The following is a 23,443-nucleotide window of genomic DNA, read 5'->3' on the forward strand; positions in this document are numbered from 1 at the left end:
CTACTCGACGATGAACGCCACGTTCATCCCGTCGATCTCGTAGCCGCCGGGCTCCGGGCGAACCGTGGACACCACCGACTCCGCCACGGCCGCGCTCACCGGAATGATCCAGCCCCGCTTCGGGTCGTGGGCAGGCACCAGCCGGGAGTCCTTCACCGGCACGAGGATCACGCGTGTGTCTCCGGAGATGAGGGCGGTGGGGGAGGCGAGGGCGTCGAGAAGCGGAGCCACATCGGCGGTCCCCACGGTGACGATGACAAGCGACTCGGCCGTGTGCACCTGCAGGCGGCCGAGCTCGACCGGGGTGAGGTCGGCGGGGACGTTCACGAGCTGTCTGCGGCCGAAGAGCGCCATTATCCGTCCGCCACCATCGGATCCATCGTCAGCTCGGGGTGCTCCCGCTCGATGAACGCGAGCTTCCACTTGTCGCCGAACAGGGCGATGAGCTGGCCGTCGGTACGGGTGAAGATCTCCACGCCGCGCTGGCGACCCAGCTCCGCAGCCGAGTCAGCGTCGGTGCGACGTGCCACGGAGTAGGGCACCGGCTCGGTGATGGTCTCGACGTTGTACTCCATCTCCATGCGGGCCTGCATGACCTCGAACTGCATGGGGCCGACCGCGGCCATGACCGGGTTGGCTTCGCCGCGGAGGTCGTTGCGCAGGATCTGCACCACGCCCTCGGACTCCAGCTGTTCGAGCGCCTTGCGGAACTGCTTGTACTTGCCCAGGGACTTCGCGCGCAACGTGCGGAAGTGCTCGGGGGCGAACTGCGGCATCGGCGGGAACTGCACCTTGCGGCCCGCGTAGATCGTGTCACCCGGCGCCAGGGAACCGGCGTTGACCAGGCCGACGATGTCACCGGGGAAGGCCACCTCGACGGTTTCACGGGTGCGGCCGAAGACGGTCAGCGCGTACTTGGTGGAGAAGCTGCGGCCCGACTGCGCGTGCGTGACCTGCATGCCGCGGTCGAACTCGCCGGACACGATGCGCATGAACGCCAGGGTGTCGCGGTGGTTGCGGTCCATGCCGGCCTGCACCTTGAAAACGACGCCTGAGAAGTCGGCGTCGAGCTGACGGACCTCGTCGATGGCGCTTGTCGACGCCGCCACCGCCGCCGGGTCGCTGGCACGCTCCCGCGGGGCCGGCGCGATCGCGCACAGGGTGTCCAGGATCTGGTGCACACCGAAGTTGAGCATCGCGGAGGCGAAGATCAGCGGGGAGGTCACGCACTGCTCGAAGAGCTCCTGGTTGTGCACGGCGCCGTCGGCGGCCAACAGCTCGGCCTCCTCGACGGCGGTCTCCCAGACGTCCTCCTCGCGGGTGGCGGCCTCGTCGGGGGAGTAGTACTCCTCCGGGGCGATGGTGGAACCACCGGCGGTGCGGGTGAAGTGGATGTATTCCTCGACCTCGCCCTCCTCGCCGACACGTGCCAGGCCACGGAAGTCGCCGGCGTCGCCGACGGGCCAGTACATCGGGGTGGGCTGCAGGTCGATCTCCTTGACGATCTCGTCCACCAGCTCCAACGGCTCCCGGCCGACGCGGTCCCACTTGTTGATCACCGTGATGATGGGCAGGCCGCGGGCCTTGCACACGCGGAAGAGCTTGAGGGTCTGCGGCTCGAGGCCCTTCGCGGCGTCGATGAGCATGACGGCGGCGTCGACGGCCGTGAGCACGCGGTAGGTGTCCTCGGAGAAGTCCGAGTGACCGGGGGTGTCCACCAGGTTGATCATGTAGGGCAGGCCCTCATGGCCCTCGGGGGCGTACTCGAACTGCAGGGCCGAGGACGCGATGGAGATGCCGCGGTCCTTCTCCATCTCCATCCAGTCGGAGACGGTGGCCTTGCGGCCGGCCTTGCCGTGGGTGGCGCCCGCCTCGGAGATGATGTGGGCGTGCAGGGCCAGTGCCTCAGTCAGGGTGGATTTACCGGCATCGGGGTGGGCGATGACGGCGAAAGTGCGGCGACGGGCTGCTTCGACGGTGGTGCTCATAATCATCAGAGCGTAGTCGCTGGCCTACCCCCAGGTCACACCGAGGGGACCATCGCCCAGCAGCCCGACCGGGTCCACTGCCGTGCAGGGCGTGTGGTGTTTTGGGGAGACCAGGGAATCCGGCGAGGGGCGGAGTGCGCAACGGCGCACACCTCAGCGCGCGTGGATGTCGTTCTGGGCCTTGGCCAGTCCGTGTTCAATGATCTGCCGGGCGGCGTCGGCGGCCGTGGCGATCGCCGCGTCCATCTCCGCCCCGGGATCGAGGGGGCCGAGCACGTAGTCAGGGACGGGGATGTCCTTCGGAGGACGGGAGATGCCGATGCGTACCCGCAGATAGTCACGGGTCCCCAGGAGCGAGGTGCAGGACTTGAGTCCGTTATGGCCGTTCTCGTTGCCGCCGAGCTTCACGCGCACCCTGCCGACAGGCAGGTCGAGCTCGTCGTGGATGACGATGATCCGCTCCGCCGGCACCCCGAGTCCCGCCGCGAGCGGAGCCACGGCCTCGCCGGAGAGATTCATGTAGGTGGTGGAGCGCAACACCAGGACATCCTGATCGCCGATGCGCAGCTGCGCGGCGAGGGCCTTCGTACCGGGCACCGGCTCCAGCAGGTCACCGGTTTCCGCGAGCAGATCGTCGACGGCCATGTAACCGACGTTGTGGCGCGTCGAGGCGTACCTGGGCCCCGGATTTCCCAGGCCGAGGACGATCCAGTCGGCGGTCAATTCCCGCCGCGGGGAAGATGAGGTCCGGCTGCGGCGGAACAGGTCGAGGAGCTTGAACACGCCCGCTAGTGTCTCACACATGGACATTCCACAGATCATCGTCGCCCCGATGGCCGGCGGTCCTTCATCACCCGAGCTGGTCAACGCCGCGGCCGCAGCAGGTTCGCTCGGCTTCCTCGCTACGGGCGCGGCCCCCGCCTCCACGCTCATCGCACAGATGGCCCGGATGGACGGGGAGTACGGCGTGAATCTCTTCACCCGCCAGCCTCCCGTCGATTCGCTTGCCGACGTCGCATCCCTCTCCGCCCGGCTCTTCGGCCGGAGCGAGATCCCCGAGGTGGATCTGAGCAACGCCTTCGACGCGAAACTCGACGCGATCCTGCGCGCCGAGAACCCGCCGGTGGTCGTCTCCGCCACCTTCGGCCCCTTCGCACGCGCAGAGATCGACGCGCTGCACGAACGGGGGATCGCCGCGTGGATCACAGTGTCCAACCCGGCCGATGCGGTGGTGGCCGCGGAACTGGGTGCAGACGCCCTCGTCGTCCAGGGGCCCGAGGCCGGCGGCCACCGCTCGACCTGGACGGTGGCGGAGCAGCCGGATGAACGGCCCCTGCCCGAACTCCTCCGGTCGGTGGCGGCGGTGTCCACGCTGCCCCTGGTGGCCGCCGGGGGAATCCGCGATCACACCGACGTGGCGAAGACCCTGGCCCTGCCCGGGGTGCTCGCCGTCTCCTGCGGTTCCGCGTTCCTGCTTGCCGACGAAGCCGGCACCTCTACCTTCAACCGTGAGCTCCTGGCCGAGGGCGGACGCTCCGTCGCCAGCCGTGCCTTCAGCGGTCGTGTCGCCCGAGGATGGGAAACGGAGTTCACCCGGAAGCATGCGGACATGCGGCCGATATACCCCTACCTTGCGCCGCTGCTGGCCCCGCTGCGGGAGCGGGCGCCGCGTGCGCACGCCTACTGTCTGGTGGGGGTGGACGTCGATAAGCTGAGGAGTGGCAGCACAGCTGAGATTCTGCGGAGCCTGGCACCTGATAAGGCCTTCTCAGGCTAGAGTCGTGGGGAAGTATTCCCTTGACTTTCGGAGGTAGAACAGCAGTGACCGCCAACGCGCAGCACGAGCAGAACAATCAGAGCGACTGGAACGAAAAGGTCGGTCTGGCTCAGGAGATGCTGCCGCTGATCAGCCAGCTGCACCGTAACAACGACGTGGTCGTCTCCATTTTCGGACGACTGCTCGTCGGCGTGAAGGACACTGACATCATCAAGTCGCACCGTTACGCCCGCCGCGTCACTGATCGTGAACTCCCGCTCTCCCAGACCCTGCCCATCCTGCGTGAACTGGTCGACATGGAACTGGGCACCGCTTCCCTCGACATCGCCCGCCTGGCCACCGGCTTCGAGAAGTCCGGCGAAACCGACCTCCGCGCCTACCTCGACCGCGAGCTCGCCGAGGTCGTGGGCACCAGCTCCCAGAATGAGCCCACCGACGTCGTCCTCTACGGCTTCGGCCGCATCGGCCGCCTCCTGGCCCGCATCCTCATCGCCCGCGAGGCCACCTACGGCGGCGTACGTCTGCGCGCCGTGGTGGTACGCAAGAACAGCGACAATGACCTGGTCAAGCGCGCCTCGCTCCTCCGCCGTGACTCCGTCCACGGCGCCTTCGACGGCACCATCACCATCGACGAAGAGAACAACATCATCTGGGCCAACGGCACCAAGATCCAGGTGATCTACTCCAACTCCCCCTCCGAGGTCGACTACACCACCTACGGCATCGACAACGCCATCGTCGTGGACAACACCGGCCGCTGGCGCGACCGTGAGGGCCTGTCCCAGCACCTGGAGTCCAAGGGCGTCTCCCGCGTCGTGCTCACCGCGCCGGGCAAGGGCGACCTCATCAACGTGGTCTACGGCATCAACCACGACAAGATCGACGACGAGAAGATCATCACCGCCGCCTCCTGCACCACCAACGGCATCACCCCGGTGCTCAAGGTGATCAACGACCGCTACGGCGTCGAGCACGGCCACGTCGAGACCGTTCACTCCTTCACCAATGACCAGAACCTCATCGACAACTTCCACAAGGGTTCCCGTCGCGGCCGCGCCGCCGGTCTGAACATGGTCCTCACCGAGACCGGTGCCGCCAAGGCCGTCGCCAAGGCCCTGCCGGAATTCGAGGGCAAGCTCACGGGTAACGCCATCCGCGTCCCCACCCCGGACGTCTCCATGGCGGTGCTCAACCTCACCCTGGAGACCGAGGTCGACCGCGACGAGGTCAACAACTTCCTGCGCAAGGTGTCACTGCACTCCAACCTGCGTCAGCAGATCAGCTACATCCAGTCCCCGGAGGTCGTGTCCACCGACTTCGTCGGCACCACCCACGCCGGCATCGTCGACGGGCTGGCCACCATCGCCCAGGGTAAGCACCTGGTGCTGTACGTCTGGTACGACAACGAGTTCGGTTACTCCAACCAGGTGGTCCGCATCGTCGAGGAGGTCGCGGGCGCACGCCCGGAGATCTACCCGCGTCGCCTGGAGGCCACCGAGCTGAAGTAGGTTCCGGCTGGAGGAACATTTCGCCGAGGTCGCACCATGGCCGGCTCCCGCCCCCGGGGGGCCGGCCTTCGGCATTCTCCAGCCCGCGACCCGCCGCGAGCGGACGGTAGGAGGCCGTACATTAATGATGGTGTGCGCCGTTGCGCACTCGGTGAGGTGATGGTGTGCGCCGTTGCGCACTCGGTGAGGTGATGGTGTGCGCCGTTGCGCACTCGGTGAGGTGATGGTGTGCGCCGTTGCGCACTCGGTGAGGTGATGGTCAAAGGTCACAGGCCGGTGAAGAATCCCGGACGTAAATCCCCTTTTCACCTGCGGGGATTAGGCTTGGAACATGGGCAAGAAGAAGGCGGCGAAGAAGCAGAAGGTCGTCAGCGCCGAGGGGTGGAAGACCAAGAAGAAGTGCTGCCGATCCAACCCCCGATGCAAGAAGTGCCCCGTGGTGTACTCCCGGCTGGTCAAGGCGGGGGCCTTCGAGGGGGACGCGGCGGAATTGAAGAAGCAGCTCAAGCTCGCGCGCCGCTGGTAGCGGCCGCGCCCGCTTGAAGCGAAAAGTCCGGCCCACCTCGGAGGAGGTGGGCCGGACTTCTTCTTGTCGTGCGGTGGGAACTACAGCCAGCGCGGCGGGGTCGGGACCTCGCCCTGCGGGCTGGTGACACCGCGGTCGCCACGGCCTGCGGCCCAGCGGGTCAGCCCCGGCAGGGAACCGTGGATCTCCACGGTGTTCTCACCGGGGGAGACCTCGATGCGCTCATCGGAGTCGGTGTTGACCAGGACCAGGCCCTCGCCGAGACCCGCGCCACGCCACTTGCCGGCGATCTCCGGCAGAAGGGTGGCCAGGATGACCTCGGGGATGTCGCTGAAACTGGCGTTGACACCCAGGTCGACGGCGTGCAGCCAGACCTCGCGGGTACGCATCCACAGGGACTCGGACGCGGGGACCGTACGGCCCTGGGCGGTCTTGACCTCCGCCTGCCACGCGGCGTCGCTGGCGTCGCGCCAGGCGACGTCGAGACGCACGACGGTGTGGTCGTGCAAGTTGCGGATGGCGTCCGGGATGAGGGTGGCGCCGTAGGCGATCTCCTCGTTGCGGGCCTGCGGGGAGGAGTACATTGGGGTCTCCTCGCCGGTTTCCGCCCAGTGCATGAGATTGCACAGGGCGGCGGCGTTGTAGGCAACGTGCGCGGCCAGGTGCGCCACGGTCCAGTCCGACAGCAGAGTGTCGCGGCCGAAATCGGCGTTGTCGATGAGCGCCAGCTGGCCCGAGTAGTGGGCGGTGCCACGGCGGGTCAGGCTGAGACGCTCATCGATGGACAGATCGTGGAAGGAGCTCATTACTCGAACACCGTCTTGTTCGCGACGTAACCCAGGCCGTCGATCTCGACCTTGACGACGTCGCCGTCGCCGATGTAGCGCTTCGGGTTGCGGGCGTGGCCGACGCCGCCCGGGGTACCGGTGACGATGACGTCGCCGGCGTCCAGCGGGTAGATGTGGGAGATGTACTCGACCAGCTGAGCCGGGTTGAACACCAGGTCATCGGTCGGGGTGGTCTGCATCTTCTCGTCACCCAGGTAGGTGGCCAGCTCGCCGCCGAACTCGAAGGAGTCCGGGGTGGTCAGCCACGGGCCGAAACCGGAGGTCTTCTCGAAGGACTTGCCCTGGTGCCACTGCAGGGTGCGGTACTGGTAGTCGCGCATGGTGTAGTCGTTCATGACGGCGTAGCCGGCGATGTAGTCAGCGGCGTCGGCCTCCTTGACGCGGCGTGCACGCTTGCCGATGACGACAGCCAGCTCACCCTCCCAGTCCAGCTCGCCGTTGGCGTACTCGGGAACGAGAACGTCATCGAACGGGCCGGTCAGGGCATCCGGGTACTTCACGAACAGGGTCGGGTGGGTCGGCAGGTCGCGGCCCATCTCCTTGATGTGGTTGGCGTAGTTCAGGCCGACACACACGATCTTCCTCGGAGCCGGCACTACGGCCTCGAGGTCGGTCTGCTCGAAGGTGACCTCGTCGCCGGTGGCCTTCTCAGCCACCTCGCGCCAGTTGTCCTCCTGCAGCAGATCGCCGACGTTGGCGAAGCCGTTGATCTTCACGGCGGTGGTGTCGGACTCGACGCGGGCAGCGAAGGTTCCCTGGGTGGAGCGGATGGTTGCGAGACGCATGTTTTTCTAGATTCCTTCCGGAGTGTATGTACGGGCGAGGTTCAGCTTCTCAAAGATCGGGTGATCAGAGAAACCGAAGAGATCGACACCGTCGGTGCCGGCCTCGATGGACCACAGTTTCCAGGACGGGACGTTCACGACATCGCCGTGGTTCATCTCGAAGGTCTCGTCGCCCACCTTGATGGTGGCGGAGCCCTCGAAGACCTGGAACACGCGGTTGCCGACCTCCTTGACCGGGGTGGTGGAGGCACCCGGACGCAGACGGTGGAACTCAGCGCGGATGGTCGACATGACGTCGCCACCGGTGGTCGGGTTGGTGTAGCGGATGGCGGCGTGGCCCGGGCCGACGACGCCCGGGAAACCGGCGTCCTCGAGTGCGAGCTGGTCGTTCAGCGCAGCGTCGGTGTGCTCCCAGGCGTAACGGCCGATGGTGGAGGAGCTGGTGGCGCCCGGGAAGGCGACCGGCCGCAGGCCCGGATGGGCCCACAGGCGCTCAGAGCGGGAGTAGTCCGGGGTGGACTCGTCGGTGAGCGTCTCGGAACCGTACTCGAAGAAGCCGGTGTCCATCTGGTAGGCGAACGGGATGTCCAGGCCGTCCAGCCAGGCCATCGGCTCGGTGGCGATGTTGTGGTGGCCGTGGAAGTTCCAGCCCGGGGTGAGCAGGAAGTCGCCGCGCTTCATGGGGACGGCGTCGCCGTTGACGACGGTCCAGACACCCTCGCCCTCGATGACGAAGCGGAAGGCATTCTGGGAGTGGCGGTGCTCGGGCGCGTTCTCGCCCGGTGCCAGGTACTGGATCGCCGCCCACAGGGTGGGGGCGATGTAGGTGGGGCCACCCAGTCCCGGGTTCGCCAGGCCGATGGCGCGACGCTCGCCGCCACGACCGACGGGGACAAGCTCACCAGAACGACGTGCGAGCTTGATCAGCTCAGACCAGTCCCAGCGATGGGCGACGGCCCGCGGGTCCGGCTCGTTCGGCATGAGGCCGCCGATCTGGTTCCAGAGCGGCTTCATGTGGAGATCGTCCATCTTGCCGTACATGTCGTTGAGCTCGGCCTGCTCTTCGGGCGTCGGCTCGGGAGCCACAAATTCAACGTGCTTGTTCGAGTAGTCGGTGCTCTCGCTCATGCTTAAACCTCCTGCATTGTGAGGTGCGCGCAGCCATCCGGCAGGGCGCAGTGGTGGTTGTGACCTCAAACATATGCTCCAGGAAAGTGTGACTCAAAGACTTTCCGTCCAGCGGAAAAGCTGTACGGGGGTAGTTTTTCCTACCCCTTGACACTCGGCGGCGCGATCCGGGCGCTTTCCAGACGGGTGTTCAGGTCCCTCGAATGCCTGAGCAGAACCTCAGCGCAGCGGCGGTGGACCGCCCGGAATCTTGCCGTCGGTGTGGCCACCGTGATGGCACCCAGTGTGTCGCCGAGATCGTTGCGCAGGCACACTCCGACGGCCGACACGTCGTGCTCGTAGAGGCCGTTGTTCATGGAGAAGCCGCGACTGCGGGTGCGGTGCAGTTGCCTGCGGAGGCTCTCGAATTCGGCGTCGGGAAGCGAGGGGTAGAGCGCCCGGAGTTCCGCGGCGGAGCGTTCGGCCAGCATCGCCAGGCCACCTGCGTTCTGTTCGGCGGGCATGACCTGGCCTCGGCGGAAGCCGACGCGCACGGGATGGGCACCTTCCACGGAGTGGAGGAAATGCACCTTGTTGCCCACCAGGACGAGCAGGTGGGTGGTCTCTCCGGTCTCCGTGGCGATTGCCGTCATGTGCGAGGCGCAGGCGCCGATGAGCTCGCTTCCGACGCCGGGCTGGAGGCTCGACGAGGACAGTGCCGGACCGGGCAGGTAAGCGCGGGATTCGCTGCGGGTGGCGAAACCCCGGTACACCAGCATCGCCATGGCACGGTGAACCGTCGAGGGGCTGACGCCGAGTTCTGTGGCGGCGCCGGAGATGTTCAGATTGCCCTGGTCCCTGAGCATGAGGATCAGGGTGAGGGAGAGGTCGACGGACTGGAGGAACTCCCGCGGGGGTGAGCCGTGGGTGGGCGTACGGGTGGCCATGGTAATACCTTCCGCTATGTGGAATAACTTTGATTGTAACCCCCATCACCCTGATTATGGGCATATGGCTCCAATCTCCAGTTCCCCGCAGGGCGGGGGCGCCACCGTTGGAACGGTAGGTGACAACAAACAATCCGGAATGGGTGACAACCGCGGTCTGACGATCCTCGGCATCAGCGGCCGACGTCTCGCGGCTGTCCTGATCGGCTGGTTCTTCGTCATTTTCGACGGCTACGACCTCATCGTCTACGGCACGGTCCAGACCTCCCTGATGGAGGAATGGAATCTCAACTCGGCCCAGGCCGGCACCATCGGCTCCACCGCCTTCCTCGGAATGGTCATTGGCGCCGTATGGGTCGGTCGGCTCTCCGACAGTCGAGGCCGCAAGTTCGCGGTCATCGGCTCGGTGATCATCCTGTCCATCTTCACGCTGCTCTGTGCTTTCGCCATCAATCCCTGGATGTTCGGCGCGTTCCGTCTCCTGGCCGGCATCGGCCTGGGCGGCCTCGTTCCGTCCGTCAACGCCATGACCTCCGACCTCGTCCCGCGCCGCACCATGTCCGCATGGGCCACCGTCATGATGTCGGGCGTTCCGCTCGGCGGCTCCATCGCCGCCGTCCTGGCGCAGTTCGTCGTCCCGTCCCACGATGAGTGGGGCTGGCGGTTCATGTTCCTCTTCGCGCTGATCCCGCTGGTGGTCGGCCTCCCGATCGCCATGAAGGTCATCCCCTCCGACCAGGCCATCCGTGATGACCACGCCGCCCGCGAGGGGGCCGATGAGCCGGCGGGTTTCAAGGAGCTGCTCACCGGCAAGTACATGGTCATCTCCATCTGGTTCGCCATCGCCACCTTCGTCACGCTGCTGGCGTGGTACGGCCTGGGGACCTGGTTGCCGCGTCTCATGCAGACCGCCGGCTACGATTTCGGTGCTGCGCTGAACTTCACCCTGGCGCTCAACCTCGGAGCCATCCTCGGCTCCGTGGTCACGGCCTGGGCAGGCGACCGTTTCGGTCCGCTGAAGTCCGGTGCGGTTGCCGCAGGCGTCGCGGGCGTCGCCCTGCTCACCCTGCTCACTGAACCGTCGATCGCCGCGGTCTACATCATCCTGGTGCTCGCCGGTGTGGGTACCCACGGCACGCAGATCCTCATCATCGCCGCCGTGGCGAACTTCTACCCGCACAACCTGCGCGGCACCGCCCTCGGCTGGGCGCTGGGCGTCGGTCGTATCGGTGCGGTCGTCTCGCCGCAGCTGGCAGGCCTGCTGCTCAACTGGAACCTGGGCGTCGGTTCGAACTACCTCCTGTTCGGTATCTCCGCACTGCTGTCCTCGCTGTCCCTGGTCGTCCTGTTCTTCATCCACCGTCGGATGCCGAACCCGAACACCACGGTCATCACCTCATCCTCCGCCCCCCGCTAGTTCCTTCCCCACATCTCCACTGAAAGGAAGTTCCGCACAATGTCCTCAACTATCCTGACTCCCTCTGACGAGCTCAAGGGCCAGAAGTTCATCATCACCGGAGGAGGCATCGGCGGTGCCTCCGGGGCGCTCGCACTCGCCCTGCGGGGTGCCGACGTCACTCTCTACGAGCGTGCCCCTGAGTTCAAGGAGGTCGGTGCCGGCCTGCAGATTGGTCCGCACGGCGTCAAGATGCTTGAGAAGTGGGGCCTGAAGGAGCGCGTCATCGAGGCAGGCTACCTGCCCGAGCGCATGCAGTTCCGTGACGCCGTCACCGCCGAACCGATCCTCACCATGGACTTCGGCGAGGACTTCCAGGCGCACTACGGCGGCCAGTACCTGGTCATCCACCGTTCCGACCTGCTGGCGATCCTCGTCGAAGCAGCCCAGGAAGCCGGCGCCACCCTGCACAACGGGGTCCAGGTCACGGGTGCCGACACCCACGAGGACGGCGTCACCGTCCATATCGAGCACCTCGCCGAGGGCACCACGGAGGACGTCGAGGGGGACATCCTGGTCGCTTTCGACGGCACCCACTCGGTGTTCCGCAAGGAGATCGTCCAGGACGAGCCGGTCCCGTCCGCCTACGTCGCCTACCGCGGCACCTCCACCCTGCCGGATGACCCGGACATGAAGGATCTGAAGGACGTCGTCGGCTACATCGGCCCGCGCTGCCACTTCATCCAGTACCCGCTCCGCGGTGGCGAGCTGCTCAACCAGGTTGCAGTCTTCCAGTCCCCGCGCTACCTCAAGGCGCTGACCGAGGGCACCGAGGTTCCCGAGGACTGGGGCAACAACGAGGAGTTCAAGAACGCCTTCGACCACACCAACGAGTTCGTCCAGGGCCGCCTGGGCTCCATGTGGCTGAACACCTGGTGGCAGATGGCCGACCGCGAGCCGCTGGACAACTGGGTCGTCTCCGACCGCATCATCGTCATGGGCGACGCCGCGCACCCGCCGCTGCAGTACCTGGCCTCCGGTGCCGTCATGGCCATGGAGGACGCCGAGTGCCTCGCGCTCTACGCCTCCCAGGCCGCCGCAAAGGGCGAGCTCAACTGGGGAGAGGTCCTCGCAGACGTCTCCGCTGAGCGCGCACCCCGTTGCTCCCGCATCCAGACCACCGGTCGTTTCTGGGGCGAACTGTGGCACGTCGACGGCCTCTCCCGTCTCATCCGCAACGAAACCTTCCGCCAGGCTGAGCGTTCCGGCTGGTACCCCTACGTCGACTGGCTGTGGGACTACGACGCCGACCGCCGCGAGTACCTCAAGGACCCATCCAAGGGCGAGCTCCCGGAGGCTCTCAAGGAGTGGGAGTACAACATCCACAAGGTCATCACACAGCGAGAGGAAGGCCGCTCCGCTGAAGAGCTGACCATCTAGTCCGCTTATCGACGCCCCGTTCACCACCGTGAACGGGGCGTTTCCCGTCGGTCGGCCTATCTAGAAGATCTTCTCGAGTTCGTCGGCGGCCTCGGAGCAGATGAAGGGAAGCTCCTCGGACTCCTGACGGGAGAAAGGCTTTAGGACGAAACTGGCGGGGTCCATCCGGCCGGGTGGGCGACCGATGCCGAGCGAGAGACGCTGGTAGTCCCTGGTCCCGAGGGACCTGGTCACGGACTTCAGGCCGTTGTGCCCGTGGTCGCCGCCGCCGGTGCGGAGTCGGACCTGACCGAAGTCGAGCTCGAGTTCGTCGTGGGCCACGATGATGTCCGCGGGGGCCACCTTGAAGAACGTCGCCAGGGCCTTGACCGGGCCACCGGAGACGTTCATGTAGCTGCGGGGCTTCGCCAGCACCAGTCGACGCCCGCGGTGGCGGACCTCCGCGATCTCGGTGTTGGTTCGTTTATGGACCGCGAAGGTGGCGGGCACGGGGGTGATGCGGGAGGCGAGCTCGTCGATAAGCATGACGCCGATGTTGTGGCGGGTGTCTGCGTACTTCGAGCCCGGGTTGCCCAGTCCGACGATGAGAAGAGGGGATTCGGTCACGCCCCAAGTCTCCCACAGAAAAGGGGAAACGCCCCCGACCACGAGGTCAGGGGCGTTGCGCACCAGAAGGGGGAGTGGTCTGCTACTCGCCCTCGGCCGGTGCCTCTGCGCCTTCGGTCTCCTCCGGGACGTCGGAGTCCTCTTCGAAGGTGACGTTGAAGACGAGCAGCTCGGCGTCGTCCACCAGGGTGACGCCGGCAGGCAGGGCGATGTCGCCGGCATGGATGACGGTACCGGCCTCGAGGCCCTCGACGGACACGGTGATCTCTTCCGGAATCTCGAGGACGTCGGCCTCGACGCGCAGGGCGTCAAGCTCCTGGTTGAGCATGGCGCCGGGGTAGACGTCACCCTCGTGGAGGACGGGGACCTCGACCTCAACGCGCTCGCCACGGGTGATGGCGAGCATGTCGACGTGGTCGATGTCGAGGCTCAGGATGTTCTGGTCGATGTGCTTGACCATGGTGAGGTGCTTCTCGCCGTCGACGTCCAGCTCGATGACGGCGTTGACGCCCTGGTTACGCACCACAGCGGTGAACTTGATGCGGTCCACGGAGAAGTGGACGTTCTCGGTGCCGCCGGAGTAGATGACGCCCGGGATGCGGCCGGCGACGCGCAGACGGCGGGCGAAGCCCTTGCCGAACTCATCGCGGGGGGTGGCGCTAAGGGTGGGGTACTGAGCCATGTGGCTGTATCTCCTGTTGTGTTTCCGGCCGCCGCCTGAAATGACAACAGGCCCGCGACCGACTCTGGTCTGAGGGAAAATGTCCTCGTCGAGTCATCGCAGGCCAAAATAAACCTGATGATCGCGTCGATAACGGCCCAAGTATGAGCCCTCGCCGAGACGGGGCCAACCCTACCACTCCTTTTCCGTGGGCTCCAAAACAGGTGCAGGGAAAATGGAGCTCAGGCAGGATTTCACGCCCTCGATACGTGTCTCGAAGAGCTCGATCGTCATCACCTGAGAATTGTCCCAGTAGAAATGGTCCTCGCCCGACAGGGTGATGGACAGCAGCAGCCCGTCGGATTCCCACCGGACGTCGCTCGCGCTGAAACCGTGGCGGGGATCGTCCGGCTGGATCCACACCGTGCCCGGCGGGTCCTCCGGCCCCCGCGAGAGCAGCAGCGACCGCGGCGGGGTATTCCCGGAGAAACTGAAGGTGAAGACCATGGTGAACACATCCGGCTGGCCGGTCTCGGTGTCCAGGTAGATGTCCAACGGCGAGTAGATGCGGGGCATGACAGGTGCAACACGGAGCAGATCAGACGTATTTCGAGCCTTCCCGGCGTGAAAGCGCGGACAGCTGCGCCCCATGGGCCCGGAGGAATTCACGCACCCACTCCCGGTCGGTCTTCGAGAAGTCGCGCAGGGCCCAGCCGATGGCCTTGTCGATGAAGAACTCGCCCGAGCCCAGGTTGTTCAGGATGATCTCGGCCAGCATCCCGGTATCTGTCGCTTCCCGACGCCCCAGCTGGTGGAGGATCGCCACGCGGCGCACCCACAGGTTCCCATCGGCCGCCCATTCCCGCATCTGCTGCGCGGTGGCGGCACGCCCGATGGGTTTGGCCAGCGCATCCACCGTGTCCCACCAGGATTTTCGCACGACGAGCGTGCGCAGCCACGGCACGTCCTCCGCACGCAGCGGTGCGTCGCGGAGATGGTCACACGCCACGTACTGGAATTCGCGTTCCGCGGCCGTCCAGCAGGCCTCGACGAGTTCACGGTCCACCGCTTCTTGACATCGCCCCAGCACCTCCTTCACCGCCGCCCGCCGGGCCGGAGCCGGCACACCGAGGAAGGGGAACCGGCCCCGCTGATATGCCGACATGCCCGCTGCGCGGGCCGGGTCGGCGAGGGGACGCAGGGCGGCGTCGATAAGCAGGAACTCGGCGGACACACAGGTAAGGTAGCAGCATCATGAAGCAGAAACTGCAGCTGGGCGCGATTCTCGTCGGGGGATTCGTCGGCCCCTTCACCGGTCAGGCCCTCGCCGTGGTGGTGCCCGAATTCGCGGCGACCTTCGACGTGAGCGTGGCCCGCGCGGCCGCCACTATGACGGTGTACCTCTTCCCGTTCGCGGCGATGATGCTCATCTCTGGTCGGCTGGTGCGCAGATTCCAGCCGCACCGCGTCGTGTCCGCGGCTTATGCGGTGACGCTGCCGATGGCGCTGCTGCTCCTGGTCACGCCCTCGTGGGGGTTGTTCGCGGCGGCGTACGCGACGATTGGCGTGGCGAATGCGTTCACCACGCCGGTGCTGCAGAATCTGCTCCGGGCGATCACCCCGCCGGAGAAGCTCGGGCAGGCCCTGGGCACATATGCGGCGATGCAGTCACTGGGCATGCTCTCCGCGCCCCTCGTCTCCGGTCTGTCGAGTCTGATCACCTGGCGGCTCACGTTCCTGGTCACCGCGGCCGCGGCCGCGTACATCCTCATCGTCCGCCTGCCGGTGGTGCCGCCGCCGGCGCAGGCCGACGACACCACTGCCGGGCGCGTGCGGGTGGTTCCCACGCTCACGCACATGGTCACCAGCTTCGTCGTCGGCTGCGGGGTCATCGGACTGGGCTTCATGACGTCGTTGCACGTCGGCGAGGTCTTCGACCTCGGCCCGGTCGGTCGTGGCCTGGTCATCATGGCTGGCGGCGCGGCGGCGTTTCTCGCGTCGCGGAAGATCGGCGCGATGGCCGACCGTTACGGGGTGACCACCGTCCTGGTGGTCAGCGGCCTGATGGCCGCGCTGGCGTTGTTCATCCTGCCCGTCGCCCCATGGGTAGTACTGGTGGCCCTCGTGTGGGCGGTTGCGGTCATGGCCGCGCAGGGTATGCAGGCCACCATCAACCTCGCCATCATCCAGGGGCCCGCGGGTTCCTCGCTGATCTCCACGGTCCAGGCTTTCCGCTTCTTCGGCTCGGCGGCGGCGCCGGTGCTCTTCCTGCCGATCTACGTGGGCATAGGCGGGGCGGCGTTCTGGGTCGCCGCCCTCGCCCTCGCGGCAGCGGCTGCCGCGCAGTGGGGGCTTGGTCGGGCGGAGTCGCCCCGGGTCAGCTGATCCGGAAGATCTCGAATGACACACAGATGCGCCGGACCGTGGACAGGCGCCAGTGGGCGGCCATACGCTGACCTCATGACTGAGCGACTCAACCATCCACAGATCTACGTCAACCTGCCGGTCTCCGACCTGGAGGCCGCAAAGACCTTCTACACCGCCCTCGGTTGGGACATCATCCCCGAGTACACCGATGATAACGCCAGCGCCGTCCAGGCCAGCGAGGCGATAGTGGTGATGCTGCTGAAGCGGGACTACTTCTCCAGCTTCCACCCGAAGGAGACCGCGGCTGCGGACTCACCGCGGGAGGTGCTCAATGCCCTGGCCGTGGACACCCGCGCCGACGTCGACGAGATCATCCGTCGGGGGCGAGAGGCCGGCGCCAACGTCTACAACGAGCCGAAGGAGAGCCAGGAAATGTACTACGGCTCCTTCGAGGACCTCGACGGGCACGGCTGGGAGTTCCTGGCCAACGGCTAGGGCATCTGTCGGCGGGAGCTAGACGGCGGTGTAGCCGCCGTCGACCAGGTGGTAGGAACCGGTGATGAAGGAAGCGTCCTCGGAGAGCAGGAAGTTCACCATGGCGACGACCTCGGAGGTTTCACCGAGACGACCGAGGGAGTGCTTGGCTGCCAGCGCGTCATAATGCTCTGCGGGCAGGTTCTGCAGCAGCGGGGTGTTGATGTAGCCCGGGCCGACGGCGTTGAGGCGGATGCCTTTGTCGCCGTACTCGGCCGCGGCGTTCTTGGTCAGGCCGACCACGCCGTGCTTGGCGGCGGTGTACGCGGAGTTGCCCGGCGCTGCGACGGTGCCGTGAATGGAGGCCATGTTCACGATGGCACACGTGGCGGTGTCGTCCTGCTTGAGGAACTGCTCGATCTGGAAGCGGTTGCCGTAGGCCACGCCGGAGAGGTTGATGGCAATGACGCGGTCCCAGTCGTCGAGATCCATCTCGCCGACCTTGTTGGCCTTGCCGCCGATGCCCGCGTTGTTGACGGCCAGGTGCAGGGCACCGAACTTCTCGACGGCGAACTCCACGGCCTTCCGGTTGTCCTCCCGGGAGGCGGAATCCATCTTCAGGGCTGCGGCCTCACCGCCGGCCTGCTCGATCTCGGAGACGACCTTCCCGGCACCCTCGAGGTTGATGTCGGCGACGACGACCTTGGCGCCACGGGCGGCGAGATCCTTGGCGACGCCTTCACCGAGGCCGGAGGCAGCTCCGGTCACCAGGGCGACTTTTCCTGCGAAATCATTCTTGGTGGTCATGATGTCCTCTCTTCTCCGCGGCTGAAGTCCCGCGGAACGGTGGATGACGCGGTGAGCGTCTGACGCCAGTGTACGCGGAATTTTGGTGATGTGACAACAAAGTGGTCGGGGTGGTCGGCCGGGACATGAAGAAACTCCCCGGGAGTCGGACGTGGGTCCGACTCCCGGGGAGTGCATCGTGCAGCTTCTAAGCCTGGCCCTCGAAGAGAGTGGTCACGGAGCCGTTCTCGAAGATCTCACTGATCGTCTTCGCCAGCAGCGGAGCGATGGACAGGACGGTGAGGTTCTTCCACCCCTCGGTGCTCTGCGGCAGGGTGTCGGTGGTGATGATCTCCTCGGCGCCGCAGTCGTTGAGACGCTGGCGGGCGGGATCGGAGAACACGCCGTGAGTGCAGGCGATGACGACGTCCTTGGCGCCCGCCTCCTTGAGCACGCGCACCGCTCCGGCGATGGTGCCCCCGGTGTCGATCATGTCATCGAGCAGAATGCAGTTCCTGCCCTCGACCTCACCGACGACACGGTTGGAGACGACCTCGTTGGCCACCTCGGTGGAACGGGTCTTGTGGACGAAGGCCAACGGGGCGTCGCCGAGCGTATTGGCCCACTTCTCCGCGACCTTGACTCGTCCGGCATCCGGGGAGACGACGACCAGGTTATTCAACGAGTACTTGTTCTTGATGTAGTCCGTGAGGATCGGCATCGCGTGCATGTGGTCGACCGGGCCGTCGAAGAAGCCCTGGATCTGATCGGTGTGCAGGTCCACTGACACGATGCGGTCCGCACCGGCGGTGGCCAGCAGATCGGCGACCAGGCGCGCGGAGATCGGCTCGCGGCCGCGGTGCTTCTTGTCCTGACGGGCGTAGGGGTAGAACGGCAGGATGGCGGTGATGCGCTTCGCGGAACCACGCTTGAGCGCGTCGATCATGATCAGCTGCTCCATCAGCCACTTGTTCAGCGGCTGCGTGTGCGACTGGATGACGAAGCAGTCCGCACCTCGCACCGACTCTTCGAAACGGATGAAGATCTCGCCGTTGGCGAAGTCCTGTGCAGTGGTGGGGGTGAGCTCATAGCCGAGTTCACTTGCCACGGCCGCGCCGAGCTCCGGGTGTGCGCGCCCGGAGAACAGCATCATGTTCTTGTGGCTTTCAGTCCAGTGGGCAGTCATGATGTGCCACTTAACCTTCCTGGTCGTTTGCGTTATCGATCTCCCGGGCTTTCCGCGCCGCTTCCGCGGCCGGGCTGTCCGGACGCTTCCGCTCGACCCAGCCCTCGATGTTGCGCTGCTGGCCGCCGGACACGGCGAGGGCCCCCGGGGGAACATCCTCGCGGATAACAGTACCCGCCCCGGAATACGCGCCATCACCCACGGTCACCGGAGCGATGAACATGGTGTCGGAGCCGGTCCGGACATGGGAACCGATGGTGGTGTGGTGCTTGGCCACGCCGTCGTAGTTGACGAAGACGCTGGAGGCGCCGATGTTGGATTCCTCCCCCACGGTGGCGTCGCCGATGTAGGAGAGGTGGGGGACCTTGGAGCCACGCCCGATGACGGCGTTCTTCGCCTCGACGAAGCCTCCGAGCTTGCCGCGCTCGCCCAGCACGGTGCCCGGGCGGATGTAGGTGAAGGGGCCCACGGTGGCGTCCTCGCCGATGACGGAACGCTCACCGTGGGTGCGGATGACCGAGGCGCCGCGACCGACGGTCATGTCGGTGAGAGTGGTGTCCGGGCCGATGACCGCGTCGTCGCCGATCGACGTCGCACCCCACAGCTGGGTGCCCGGGTGGATGGTCACGTCCCGGCCGACGACGACGTTCACGCCGATGAACGTGGACGCCGGATCGATGACCGTCGCACCCGCACGCATGGCGGCCTCGACGGTACGGCGGTTGAGTTCGCGGCCGGCCTCGGCCAGCTGCACCCGGTCATTGACGCCCGCGAGCTCCAGCGGATCGGCCGCCACGTGCGCGCGGACCGGATGGCCGGCGGCACGGGCGATGCCGAGGACGTCGGTGAGGTAGAGCTCACCCTGGGCGTTGTCGGAGTCGATTCTGGTCAGGGCATCGCGGAGGATTGGGCCGTCGAAGGCGAAGACCCCGGAGTTGACCTCGTCGATGGCGCGCTCCTGCTCGGAGGCGTCCTTCTGCTCGACGATGGCGGTCACCTCCCCGTCGGCGTTGCGGACGATACGGCCGTAACCGCTCGGGTCAGCCAGACGCATGGTCAGGACGGTGACGGCGGTGGGGGAGGCCGTGTGGGCGTCGAGAAGCGAGCTCAACGTCGCGGGGGTGAGCAGGGGAACGTCGCCGTTGGTGACGATCACCGTGCCCGCGAAATCCGGGATCGGTTCCAGCCCGCACTGGACGGCGTGGCCGGTGCCGTTCTGCTCATCCTGGATGGCCTGCAGCACCTCCCGGTCGAGCTCGGCGGCGACCGATTCGACAGCTGGGGAAACCTGTTCACGCTGGTGGCCGACGACCGCCACGATGTGCTGAGGGTTGATCCCGGCCGCTGCGTGCAGGGCGTGAGAGAGCAGGGTGCGACCCCCGATCTCGTGGAGCGTCTTCTGCTTGGCGGACTTCATGCGGGTGCCGGCGCCGGCGGCCAGTACGACCACGGCGCAGTTGGTGTAAGTAGGCACTATTTTCGGTCTCCTCGGGGCAATCGCGATGCGTGTACCGGTTCAGCATATAGCCCGTGCACGACCCGGGCGGGTAGCTGGAGCTCATGATGGGCGGGAGCCCCCCGGGCAGGCGGATCGTCCACCGCACCTGCGCCGTCCGTTCCTTGCCGACGCCGAAGGATTGTGCCGCTGTCGTGTTCGGAAGGGTGCCGGCTGGGACGGGCCTCGGAAAATGTCACATAATACGAGTTCGCAGATTCTTATAACCCCAGTTCGCGCGGATTTGACGTGCAGATGCGTGCTCGTCTTTCCGATCCTTCGTCTTATCTGACATGGCATGACGGCGGAAAGGGAGCCGGATCCGGGTCAGGCGGAGACGTCGCGGAGCCTGTGCGCCGCTATCACGCCCACGAAGCCGATCGCCGCGAGGAAGAGCAGTGCTGCGGAAGGACCCAGCAGGGCCACCGCGCCGGAGACGGCACCCACCAACAGGAGGATGGCCCCCATGAGGGTGTTGGCGGCGCCGACGTAGCGGGTGCGCTCGTCACCCTCCGCCATGTCGACGATGTAGGTCTTGCGTGCCACACGGATGGCGGTGTGTGCCAGGTTGACCAGGAAGAATCCGATGGGGAAGACCCAGGCGTTGACCGTGCCGGGGGCCCAGTGGGCGGAGGCGACGATCGCCACGATGACGACTGAGCCGGCCAGCGATCCGTAGCTCATGACGTTGCGGGAGGAGATGTCGGACCAGATGCCGGAGATGCGCCCGCCGAGGACGGAGGCCAGCCCCGAGGCGATGAGGAAGGCACCCAGACCGGTGAGTCCGTAGCCGACCTCCTGGCTCAGCGTGACGATGAACGCCGTGGACAGCGCCGTGACAAGGAGGAGGGAACGCACGATGACGAACTGCCGGAACTCGCGGTCGCCGGTGAACAACCCCCAGGTGTCCGCCCACCAGCCCTGCTGCAGGCCCTGCGGTTCCCTGTCGGAGACCGGCTCCCGGATCGACCGGAACACCACGGCCGCCAACGCCCAGGCGGCGGCGGAGGCGAAGATGAGGGCGGAGAGGAGCCAGGTGGGGGCGTCGGTACCCATGAACTCGAGGAGCAGGCCCACGGCCAGGGCGATGGCACCACCGACGGCGGCGGCCCGGCCGGTGATCACCCCGCGGCGCCCCTTCGAGATCGTCCGGCCCTGCACGTCCTTCGACGCGATGGAGCAGAGGGAACGGAAGACCGCGAGGACCGCCAGCAGGAGGGTGACGGCGATGCCGAGGGGGACGGCGTCGAGAAGCAGAACCGAGACGCCGATGAGCGCGGCGGCGAGCGCCTGCCCGACGGAGCCGATGGCCCAGATCCGCTTACGGGAGCGTTGAGTGGTCACCCACGGGGTGAAGGCGGCCTGGGGGAGCATGGAGCCGGATTCACGGATCGGGACGAGCAGCGCGATGAAGAACCCCGGGGTGCCCGCGGCCTGCAGGAGCCACGGCAGGACGGTCTTGGCGGCGACGATCTGGTCACCCATTCCCTGCAGGCCGTTCGCCCAGATGAAGCGGCGGGCGGCGTGTTCCTCGTTCGCGCGGTCGGGTTTCGGGGGAGTGCTCACCGGAGACACCTTAGTGCGTCGCCGACCGGTCGGGGATGAATGAAAAACCTGCGGCATTCCGCTCCTTGTCCTATCATTTCCAGACAAAGCTGTCTGTTAATTTTCAGGTGAGGAACCATGACCCCCACGAACCCGTCCCTGCCGATCATCTCCCTCCGCAAGCTCGTGCACGGCCCCGGCCGCGAGGATGAGATCGCCCGCCTGCGCCAGGTGACCCACGAGATCGGCTTCTTCTACCTCGCCGACCACGGCATTCCGCTGTCTTTCCAGCACGAGATGCTCGACGTGGCCAAGGAATTCTTCGCTCTGCCCAAGGAGCAGAAGTATGAGATCTGCAACCTGGACAACCCGCACTACCGGGGTTATGCGGAGCTCGGCGACGAACGGACCCAGGGGCTGGTGGACTGGCGCGAACAGATCGACTACGGCGCCGACCTTCCCGCCGCCACCGAGGACCTGGACACCCACCCGTGGCGCATCCTGCAGGGCCCGAATCCGTGGCCGAGCGCCATCCCGCGGATGAAGGATCTGGTCACCCGCTGGCAGGAGGAGCTGGGCGAGGTGGGTATGACACTGCTGCGCGCCTGGGCGGAGTCGCTGGGTCAGGAGCCGGAGTTCTTCGACGAGGCCTTCGTCGATTCCTATCCGACGATGAAGCTGGCGCACTACCCGGGCCATGACGGCTCACAATCCGGCCAGGGAGTCGGCGCGCACCACGACTCCGGCGTGCTCACCCTGCTGCTGCTCGAGGACGGCTCCTCCGGCCTGCAGGTCCAGACCGCCGGGGGCTGGATCGACGCGGACCCCGTCACGGACCATTTCGTGGTCAACATCGGCGAGCTTCTGGAGGCCGCCACCGACGGCTACCTCAAGGCGACCCCGCACCGCGTGCTGCCGCCGGCGCCGGGTACCTCCCGCTTCTCGGTGCCCTACTTTCTCGCCCCGGGCCTGGACGCCCGCTTCCCCCGCGTCACCCTGCCCCCGGAACTGGCCGCCGACGCCCCCGGCACCGGTGCGGACATGTCCGATCAGGAGATCTTCGACCTGTGCGGACGCAACACCATCAAGTCACGTTTCCGTGCCCACCCGGAGACCACCGCGCGCTACCATGCGCAGCTCGCAGCCTCCCTGGCCTGACGGTGCCCCGACAACACCCATGTCGGGCCATGGGCCGCGCTAGCTTCCCCGCCAGGACTCGAACCTGGAAAGCTGGTACCAAAAACCAGAGTGTTGCCAATTACACCACGGGGAAATGCGTAGGAATTACGCAGGATCAGAGTACCTGAGACTCGGCTGGGGACTAAACCGCGCCACGGGATAGGCTGTGGACATGGTTCGACAGCGCATGACGGGCAAGGAACGCCGGGAACAACTCATTTCAATTGGTCGCTCAGTGTTCGCCGAGCGGGGCTTCGAGGGCTCGAGCGTGGAAGAGATCGCCGCGCGCGCCGGGGTGTCCAAGCCGGTGGTCTACGAGCATTTCGGCGGAAAGGAAGGGCTCTACGCCGTGGTGGTCGACCGGGAGATGATCCGACTCGAGCAGATCATCACCGAGGCCCTGTCGAAGGGACGTTCGCGGGTGCGGATCGAGCTGGCCGTCCTCGCGCTGCTGACGTACGTGGAGGAGGAGACCGACGGCTTCCTCATCCTCGTGCGCGACCTGGTGCCGGGCAAGGACCAGTCCTACGCCACGTTGCTGAACACCGCCGTCGGGCAGGTGTCACACATCCTGGGCACCTCCTTCGAGCGGCAGGGCCTGGACCCGAAGGTGGCGATCCTCTACGGCCAGGCGCTGGTGGGCATGGTCTCGATGACCGCCCAGTGGTGGCTGGATGAGCGCGAACCGGCGAAGGAGGTCGTGGCGGCGCACATCGTCAACCTGTGCTGGAACGGTCTGGCGGGCCTGAGTTCCACGCCCTCGCTCTCGGATGAGGTCCTCGCAAAGATCGAACAGGCTGGGGAGAAGTAGATGGCGGACAA

At 66.4% G+C, this 23,443-nt stretch carries 24 protein-coding genes and 1 tRNA gene; 9 read left to right on the forward strand and 16 right to left on the reverse strand.

Going from position 1 to position 23,443, the window contains the following annotated elements:
• The 3 genes from CETAM_RS03980 to pth (CETAM_RS03990) form a co-directional block, all read right to left on the reverse strand.
• The gene (locus tag CETAM_RS03980; RefSeq protein ID WP_156227189.1) at positions 1–354 is read right to left on the reverse strand and encodes a hypothetical protein; all 354 of its coding nucleotides are present in this window, start codon (positions 352–354) and stop codon (positions 1–3) included.
• Positions 354–1,988, reverse strand: coding sequence for a peptide chain release factor 3 (locus tag CETAM_RS03985; protein WP_156227190.1), 1,635 nt, complete (start codon positions 1,986–1,988; stop codon positions 354–356). Before CETAM_RS03985 ends, CETAM_RS03980 begins: the two co-directional genes overlap by 1 nt.
• A gap of 153 nt (positions 1,989–2,141) precedes the next feature.
• Positions 2,142–2,798: an aminoacyl-tRNA hydrolase gene (gene pth, locus CETAM_RS03990; RefSeq protein ID WP_156227191.1), complete on the reverse strand. Its 657-nt coding sequence runs from the start codon at positions 2,796–2,798 to the stop codon at positions 2,142–2,144.
• Between pth (CETAM_RS03990) and CETAM_RS03995 the strand changes: the two genes are divergently transcribed.
• The 3 genes from CETAM_RS03995 (at position 2,791) to CETAM_RS04005 (ending at position 5,799) form a co-directional block, all read left to right on the forward strand.
• The gene (locus CETAM_RS03995) at positions 2,791–3,765 is read left to right on the forward strand and encodes a nitronate monooxygenase (protein ID WP_156227192.1); all 975 of its coding nucleotides are present in this window, start codon (positions 2,791–2,793) and stop codon (positions 3,763–3,765) included. The two genes, pth (CETAM_RS03990) and CETAM_RS03995, sit on opposite strands and share 8 nt — an antisense overlap.
• 44 nt (positions 3,766–3,809) lie before the next feature.
• The gene (locus tag CETAM_RS04000; RefSeq protein ID WP_156227194.1) at positions 3,810–5,273 is read left to right on the forward strand and encodes a glyceraldehyde-3-phosphate dehydrogenase; all 1,464 of its coding nucleotides are present in this window, start codon (positions 3,810–3,812) and stop codon (positions 5,271–5,273) included.
• A 331-nt stretch (positions 5,274–5,604) separates the two neighbouring features.
• Positions 5,605–5,799, forward strand: coding sequence for a hypothetical protein (locus CETAM_RS04005; protein WP_156227196.1), 195 nt, complete (start codon positions 5,605–5,607; stop codon positions 5,797–5,799).
• An 80-nt stretch (positions 5,800–5,879) separates the two neighbouring features.
• Here CETAM_RS04005 and CETAM_RS04010 read toward each other — a convergent pair whose 3' ends face one another.
• From CETAM_RS04010 to CETAM_RS04025, 4 genes are all read right to left on the reverse strand, one after another.
• Positions 5,880–6,605, reverse strand: coding sequence for a maleylpyruvate isomerase family mycothiol-dependent enzyme (locus CETAM_RS04010; RefSeq protein WP_156227198.1), 726 nt, complete (start codon positions 6,603–6,605; stop codon positions 5,880–5,882).
• Entirely contained in the window at positions 6,605–7,432 is an 828-nt protein-coding gene (locus CETAM_RS04015; protein WP_156227200.1) for a fumarylacetoacetate hydrolase family protein, read from the reverse strand. Before CETAM_RS04015 ends, CETAM_RS04010 begins: the two co-directional genes overlap by 1 nt.
• Positions 7,433–7,438: 6 nt before the next feature.
• The gene (locus tag CETAM_RS04020) at positions 7,439–8,560 is read right to left on the reverse strand and encodes a cupin domain-containing protein (RefSeq protein WP_156227202.1); all 1,122 of its coding nucleotides are present in this window, start codon (positions 8,558–8,560) and stop codon (positions 7,439–7,441) included.
• Positions 8,561–8,700: 140 nt separating this feature from the next.
• The gene (locus CETAM_RS04025; protein ID WP_156227204.1) at positions 8,701–9,486 is read right to left on the reverse strand and encodes an IclR family transcriptional regulator; all 786 of its coding nucleotides are present in this window, start codon (positions 9,484–9,486) and stop codon (positions 8,701–8,703) included.
• Between the two features lie 139 nt (positions 9,487–9,625).
• Here CETAM_RS04025 and CETAM_RS04030 point away from each other — a divergent pair, with 139 nt between their 5' ends.
• Both CETAM_RS04030 and CETAM_RS04035 read left to right on the forward strand, forming a co-directional pair.
• On the forward strand, positions 9,626–10,903 hold the full coding sequence (locus tag CETAM_RS04030; RefSeq protein WP_231587573.1) for an MFS transporter: 1,278 nt from the start codon (positions 9,626–9,628) through the stop codon (positions 10,901–10,903).
• Between the two features lie 39 nt (positions 10,904–10,942).
• On the forward strand, positions 10,943–12,322 hold the full coding sequence (locus CETAM_RS04035; RefSeq protein ID WP_156227208.1) for an FAD-dependent monooxygenase: 1,380 nt from the start codon (positions 10,943–10,945) through the stop codon (positions 12,320–12,322).
• A gap of 60 nt (positions 12,323–12,382) precedes the next feature.
• On the opposite strand, the gene pth (CETAM_RS04040) is transcribed toward CETAM_RS04035, so the two are convergent.
• The 4 genes from pth (CETAM_RS04040) to CETAM_RS04055 all read right to left on the reverse strand — a co-directional run bounded on the left by pth (CETAM_RS04040) (position 12,383) and on the right by CETAM_RS04055 (position 14,823).
• The gene (gene pth / locus CETAM_RS04040; RefSeq protein ID WP_156227210.1) at positions 12,383–12,928 is read right to left on the reverse strand and encodes an aminoacyl-tRNA hydrolase; all 546 of its coding nucleotides are present in this window, start codon (positions 12,926–12,928) and stop codon (positions 12,383–12,385) included.
• A gap of 82 nt (positions 12,929–13,010) precedes the next feature.
• Positions 13,011–13,610 (reverse strand): 50S ribosomal protein L25/general stress protein Ctc, encoded by a 600-nt coding sequence (locus CETAM_RS04045; protein ID WP_156227212.1) that lies wholly within the window; start codon positions 13,608–13,610, stop codon positions 13,011–13,013.
• Between the two features lie 171 nt (positions 13,611–13,781).
• The gene (locus tag CETAM_RS04050) at positions 13,782–14,165 is read right to left on the reverse strand and encodes a hypothetical protein (protein ID WP_156227214.1); all 384 of its coding nucleotides are present in this window, start codon (positions 14,163–14,165) and stop codon (positions 13,782–13,784) included.
• Positions 14,166–14,187: 22 nt separating this feature from the next.
• A complete protein-coding gene (locus CETAM_RS04055) occupies positions 14,188–14,823 on the reverse strand; it encodes a DNA alkylation repair protein (protein ID WP_269076385.1) in 636 nt (211 codons plus the stop codon).
• Between the two features lie 20 nt (positions 14,824–14,843).
• On the opposite strand from CETAM_RS04055, the gene CETAM_RS04060 reads away from it, so the two are divergent.
• Positions 14,844–15,974, forward strand: a complete 1,131-nt coding sequence (locus CETAM_RS04060) for an MFS transporter (protein WP_156227216.1) — start codon at positions 14,844–14,846, stop codon at positions 15,972–15,974.
• A 75-nt stretch (positions 15,975–16,049) separates the two neighbouring features.
• On the forward strand, positions 16,050–16,451 hold the full coding sequence (locus CETAM_RS04065) for a VOC family protein (protein WP_197085790.1): 402 nt from the start codon (positions 16,050–16,052) through the stop codon (positions 16,449–16,451).
• Positions 16,452–16,469: 18 nt separating this feature from the next.
• On the opposite strand, the gene CETAM_RS04070 is transcribed toward CETAM_RS04065, so the two are convergent.
• The 4 genes from CETAM_RS04070 to CETAM_RS04085 form a co-directional block, all read right to left on the reverse strand.
• Positions 16,470–17,237, reverse strand: a complete 768-nt coding sequence (locus CETAM_RS04070) for an SDR family NAD(P)-dependent oxidoreductase (protein WP_156227220.1) — start codon at positions 17,235–17,237, stop codon at positions 16,470–16,472.
• A gap of 187 nt (positions 17,238–17,424) precedes the next feature.
• Positions 17,425–18,402: a ribose-phosphate diphosphokinase gene (locus CETAM_RS04075; protein WP_156227222.1), complete on the reverse strand. Its 978-nt coding sequence runs from the start codon at positions 18,400–18,402 to the stop codon at positions 17,425–17,427.
• A 10-nt stretch (positions 18,403–18,412) separates the two neighbouring features.
• Entirely contained in the window at positions 18,413–19,876 is a 1,464-nt protein-coding gene (gene glmU / locus CETAM_RS04080; RefSeq protein ID WP_330221207.1) for a bifunctional UDP-N-acetylglucosamine diphosphorylase/glucosamine-1-phosphate N-acetyltransferase GlmU, read from the reverse strand.
• Between the two features lie 348 nt (positions 19,877–20,224).
• The gene (locus CETAM_RS04085) at positions 20,225–21,382 is read right to left on the reverse strand and encodes an MFS transporter (protein WP_197085827.1); all 1,158 of its coding nucleotides are present in this window, start codon (positions 21,380–21,382) and stop codon (positions 20,225–20,227) included.
• Positions 21,383–21,580: 198 nt separating this feature from the next.
• On the opposite strand from CETAM_RS04085, the gene CETAM_RS04090 reads away from it, so the two are divergent.
• Complete coding sequence (locus CETAM_RS04090) at positions 21,581–22,600, forward strand: isopenicillin N synthase family dioxygenase (protein WP_156227226.1); 1,020 nt, start codon at positions 21,581–21,583, stop codon at positions 22,598–22,600.
• Between the two features lie 43 nt (positions 22,601–22,643).
• Here CETAM_RS04090 and CETAM_RS04095 read toward each other — a convergent pair.
• A tRNA-Gln gene (locus tag CETAM_RS04095) sits at positions 22,644–22,715 on the reverse strand.
• A 78-nt stretch (positions 22,716–22,793) separates the two neighbouring features.
• On the opposite strand from CETAM_RS04095, the gene CETAM_RS04100 reads away from it, so the two are divergent.
• Positions 22,794–23,432: a TetR/AcrR family transcriptional regulator gene (locus CETAM_RS04100; protein ID WP_156227228.1), complete on the forward strand. Its 639-nt coding sequence runs from the start codon at positions 22,794–22,796 to the stop codon at positions 23,430–23,432.
• The last annotated feature ends 11 nt before the right edge of the window (positions 23,433–23,443 follow it).

This window comes from Corynebacterium comes (assembly GCF_009734405.1).
Lineage (GTDB): Bacteria > Actinomycetota > Actinomycetes > Mycobacteriales > Mycobacteriaceae > Corynebacterium > Corynebacterium comes.